This is a genomic window from Paraburkholderia sp. BR10923 (assembly GCF_040948765.1).
GTDB classification, from domain to species: Bacteria; Pseudomonadota; Gammaproteobacteria; order Burkholderiales; family Burkholderiaceae; genus Paraburkholderia; species Paraburkholderia youngii.
Genome location: NZ_JBFPKO010000087.1, coordinates 1 through 4,887, shown reverse-complemented (window position 1 = coordinate 4,887; position 4,887 = coordinate 1). Strand labels below are relative to the sequence as shown.

2 protein-coding genes are annotated in these 4,887 nt (G+C 56.0%); both read left to right on the top strand.

What is annotated here, in order from left to right; all coding sequences use genetic code 11:
- The first annotated feature begins 1,893 nt into the window (after positions 1–1,893).
- Positions 1,894–2,640, top strand: a complete 747-nt coding sequence (locus AB3X94_RS41180) for a beta-ketoacyl-ACP reductase (RefSeq protein ID WP_176112506.1) — start codon at positions 1,894–1,896, stop codon at positions 2,638–2,640.
- Between the two features lie 384 nt (positions 2,641–3,024).
- The gene (locus AB3X94_RS41175; RefSeq protein WP_368594340.1) at positions 3,025–4,431 is read left to right on the top strand and encodes a GGDEF domain-containing protein; all 1,407 of its coding nucleotides are present in this window, start codon (positions 3,025–3,027) and stop codon (positions 4,429–4,431) included.
- Positions 4,432–4,887 lie beyond the last annotated feature (456 nt).

The following is a 4,887-nucleotide window of genomic DNA, read 5'->3' as shown; positions in this document are numbered from 1 at the left end:
CGGCAAACAGTGGTCGTCACGCTTCAAAAAGCCAGGCGACCAACCTGCCAGCAGACTCTCATGGCTGATACAACGCAAGTGGCAAACGGCCAACTCTCTGAAAACGAGTTGTGCAGACCTTCCCTAGACATCGTCAATCGTTAATAACTTTCTTACAGACATGGCGCGTTAGACTGCCTTCGGCAAAATACACACCCAAGCTACCATGAAGGCACTGTTACAAGAACCTCGTGGATCGATAAATCATGGAAACGTGCGTCGATTGCTAACACCTCCCTTGTTTGGTCCCGAGATTAACTCATTGATGAGGTTGCCCTGAAAGCTCGTTTGCGATGCGATCACAACGTTCGGCGCAGCTTTCTACTTGAGTAGACCGCCATGTTGATTATCATGCAGTCCTCATCAGTAATAGGGGACACTCTCAAACTCAATATTCTTTACAATCCGTTATGACCTTTCCGCCAGGCTTGGTACCCATGGCAAGAAGAAGAAACCCAGCCCCCAACGGATGTATCAGATGAACAGTGGTACGTCGCCGCTCCGTACGCTGACCTTGATGAGTAAGGGCCCACCACGGCGCTGCTACATGCTGCGCGAGGGGCTCAACGCATTGCGCTGGATTATGAGAGCGGGTGAGCGTCGCGTTTGTTACCCAATAGCTGAGGGAGGTGGTCTACCAGCAGACGCAGCGCGGCGCTGAATCCAGGCAAGCTGCTTCGGGGCTATGTCAATGACCTGCGTTCGATCATCCGGGTTGCGCAGGAACACCGCCTTCAACACAGCGCGGTCATTCTCGACGCGCACCGCACGGCGGTTGATACCGTGGGCAGTCGCTTGCCGTGCACGTGAGGCTGGCGAACTAGCGGAGCGCGCGCCGGTCGGGAAGCTGGCGCATCGGGTTCTGCAGGCCACCGGTCGGACTGGCTTTCGACGACCGGAGGTGCACAGACGAAGAACCTGCGCACTCTCCACTCGACGAAGGCATTGACCACTAAGTCGTCAAGCCGCCGGAGGCGAAAAGGCGCTCCGTGTATTTTTGGCGCCGCTGGTCAAACGCAGCTTTGGCTGGCTCAACCGCTTCCGCAGGAAGCGGCAGACGCTACGAGCGATGGCGCGAGGCCCTCGCTGGTTGCGTTTCGTCGGATTCTCCGTGCTTGTGCTCATCCACATTGCAGGCTTTGACAAAGGGGCATAACACAACCTAGCTGCGCCCCTCCCTATTTACCAGCCGTGCTGGGCAGATGAACCCCCGAGAGAACCCGACGAATAGCGTGCGAGGAAGGTCGGAACACTACACTGCCAAGTGCGGCAACGGTATCTCTTCGATGATTGATCCATGTTAAGCCCGCTGTTGACCGAAACGCCTATATTGAACACGCAATCGTGGCGTGCGCGTTTGCAGCTGCTTCCAACCGGATAATTGCGGATCGCCTTATCGCGTCAGGAAATCCGTCATGAGAGGAAAATCCGTGACACCATTCAATCCGTACGGCGCGAAATTTACGTTTGCGCTGCGAACGCATGCGTTCTTCTGCGAAGTCCTGCAACGAGCCTTGTTGACTGCAGAGTGTCCGGCGCGACATCGCTTCGATTTAGGAGATTTGTAGTGCGGCCTCGGCCGCTCACGATAGCAACAAAATCGAGGCTTCATGCCAGTCCATGGTGCGCAGCTACCTCGCGACTGCCGCAATCGGCCCCCGAGCCTACACAATGGCCGGCGCAGGTTCGTTTCAATCAGAGCATGCCAATGTCGCGGCCTTGCCGTACCGTAGCATAAAACCGGCGGTCGGCATGGTTCATCGAGGGGAGTGTCGGGAGCCGAAAATCTCCGGACAATTCAGTAAATCGACTCAATCACCGGCCGCCGACGGCCTCGCTCACAAGGGGAACATCATGTCAGCCAAACGCGTTGCTTTCGTTACTGGCGGCATGGGCGGTCTCGGAGCCGCCATTAGCCGACGTCTCCACGATGCAGGCACGGTGGTCGCCCTCTCGCATTCGGAGCGCAACGATCACGTTGCCACGTGGCTCGTCCATGAACTGGATGTAGGTCGCCGTTTCGTTGCGTTCGAGGTCGACGTCTCCAGCTTCGATTCGTGTGCGCATTGCGCAGAGCGCGTGCTCACCGAATTCGGTATGGTGGACATTCTTGTGAATAACGCGGGCATTACGCGCGATTCAAGCTTTGCAAGAATGACCAAGGAAGATTGGGATAAGGTCTTACGCACCAATCTCGATTCCATGTTCAACATGACGAAGCCATTTCTCGGTGGAATGGTCAAGCAGGGATTCGGGCGGATCGTGAATATCGGCTCCGTGAACGGCGCGCGCGGTGCATTCGGGCAAACCAACTACGCCGCAGCAAAAGCGGGCATTCACGGTTTCACTATGTCGCTCGCACTGGAGACGGCGCGATACGGCGTTACCGTCAACACGGTGTCGCCCGGTTATCTCGCCACGACCATGACTGCGGCGATCCCCAAGGACGTAATGGAAACACGAATTCTTCCTCAGATTCCGGTCGGCAGACTCGGTCAACCGGACGAAGTCGCGGCTTTGGTGGCATTTCTCTGTTCCGATGAAGCTGGCTTTGTCACGGGCACCGATTTCTCCGTCAACGGTGGTATGCACATGCGATGAAAAGCGACAGTCTGGCGTATCAGACAACTTTCGGTTTTGTCTGGCGCAGTCTGCGCGGGGCATTATCGTCAGCAGGCCGGTTTTCTCGCCAACGGGCACACCAACAAAAAACGAGTCGTACACGTTATTGTTCTTGCATTTTTGGAGCGTTTTTTGACGCCATCCAAAAAAGGACGACTATACAGTCCCCATCCGGCATGCGGGGCCGCATTCAACGTAGGAATTTAAACCCGTCGTTTTGATAGAAAATTGGGAAACATACAAAGACGGTTGCAAACTTTTATGGCGCATCGATTCGGCTCGTCTGTCAAAATCCGTATCTGGCAAGGCATTTGTATCGATGTGGGCAACGACGGGCTGAAAGGACCACACCGGAGTGAATTCATGAGCGCGACGACTGCGGTGCAGACTGATAAGCAACGTTCCTTCGTGCGGTTTATCACGAGGAGCTACGCGCAGTTGGTTCTCGTCGCCTTCGCTCTTGTTCCCGCCTATCTGATTGGCTACCTGCATTTCTTTCAAAACCCGGGTCTGAAGTTCCAAAACTACCCGTTTCATGAAATTGCGATCACAGGGGCGACGTTTGAGGGTCTTTTTGTCACCTACTTGTCGTGGCAATGCTATCGGTCCTCCGGCGAGCCGTTGCTGCGATGGATGACGCTGGGCTTCCTCGGATCTCTATTGATCTATGCGCTCCATGGCGCATTCACCAGATCCGCTCATCAAAACATTTGCCTATTCCTGTTGTATGGTCCGGCGTCGCGTCTAACGATGTCGATTCTGTTGTTGATTGGGCTTCTGTCGTATCACAGGCCGTCTGATCCCGCTGACCGCCGCGCAGGAGCCAAGTACTTGCTAAGCTGGGCCGCAATATTCCTCGTAGTGGACGTTCTGGTTGCGCTTCTTGCCCATTCTACAGTTGCTGGCATTATCCTACTGCGGGTCATGGAGACTGCGGCGCTCGGGTTTTCGACGCTCAGCGTCGTTATCCTGATGCTGCGTCGGCCTAGGTCCCCGCTAATGCTGGTCTGTGGCATCTCCAGCATGTCGTTCGCGCTGTCGTCGGTGGCTTTTCTTCTGGGCAGCCCATGGAGTCACATGTGGTGGCTTGCTCACGTCATTTTCGCCAGCGGCTTCTTCCTTCTCAGCTATGGCGTGGCGCAGGCCTTTTTGACGACACGTTCATTTGCGACGATCCATAGTCGCGAGGAGTTGAACGCGCGACTCGCCCAAGAGATGGATCGCGCCAAAAACGCTCTGAAAGAAGTTCACCGCGAGAACGAAAAGCTGGCGCACCTCGCGGCGACCGATCCGTTGACCGGAGCTGCGAATCGGCGCCATTTCATTGCGTGTGTAGAAACGGAGGTCGTTCGCGCACAGAGAGACGGCACTCCATTCTCACTTCTCGCGCTCGATCTCGACAATTTTAAATGGGTCAACGACGCTTACGGGCATCAGGTCGGCGATACAGTGCTCCAGGGATTCGTGCGAGTATGCCGCGACGCGATTCGGCCCTACGACGGCGTAGCACGCGTGGGCGGCGAAGAGTTCATGGTGCTGCTGACTCGCACGTCGCTGGATGCAGCACTCGCAATCGGCGAGCGCATTCGCGCGGCAACTGCCAGCACAACCTTCGCCGGTGAAGTTGGGCGCAAAGTATCGATAACTGTCAGTATCGGCATCTCGCAGTTCGACAGGGATGGTCGCACGATTGACGCACTACTTCGGTCAGCAGACGAGCGGCTTTACCACGCGAAAAGTCAAGGTCGCAACCGAGTGGCGATTGTTTAGCGGACCGAACCCCGCCGATGCACGCAAGCGCAACGCGACTGACGCCGCACTTGAAGGATACTTCGTTGTGCCCATATTCCGCTCAATGGCATTGAATTGGTGCACATGATCGTCAGAGATAAAGAACCGGGCCTAAAACAGTCACCAGCCCACGCACAGCCGCCAACGTCGGATGCAAGGTTTTCGCAACCCCGGGGGCGCACAGTCGCTTCTGTCGGAAGTCGAACGGAGCTAGCGTGGCCGCTCGACGATCTCAAAACAGCTTGTCGTCGAGCGCCGCGTTGAACACCGTCGGGGCACTAGAGGGTGTTAGGAACTTTGAGCTAGACCTAGGGAAGGTCTGCAAAAGTCCTGGCGTTGACGTCTCGGTGGACTATCCTGGGAGAAGGCAGGTTTAAGGGGTACCTCGATGACACAGCTTGGTCTTGGTCTGGATCTTTCAACGAAACGCACGCG

Excerpts from the sequence above, each read along its gene's own strand:
- AB3X94_RS41180 (WP_176112506.1), top strand. The coding sequence starts at position 1,894 with ATGTCAGCCAAACGCGTTGCTTTCGTTACTGGCGGCATGGGCGGTCTC.
- AB3X94_RS41175 (WP_368594340.1), top strand. The coding sequence starts at position 3,025 with ATGAGCGCGACGACTGCGGTGCAGACTGATAAGCAACGTTCCTTCGTG.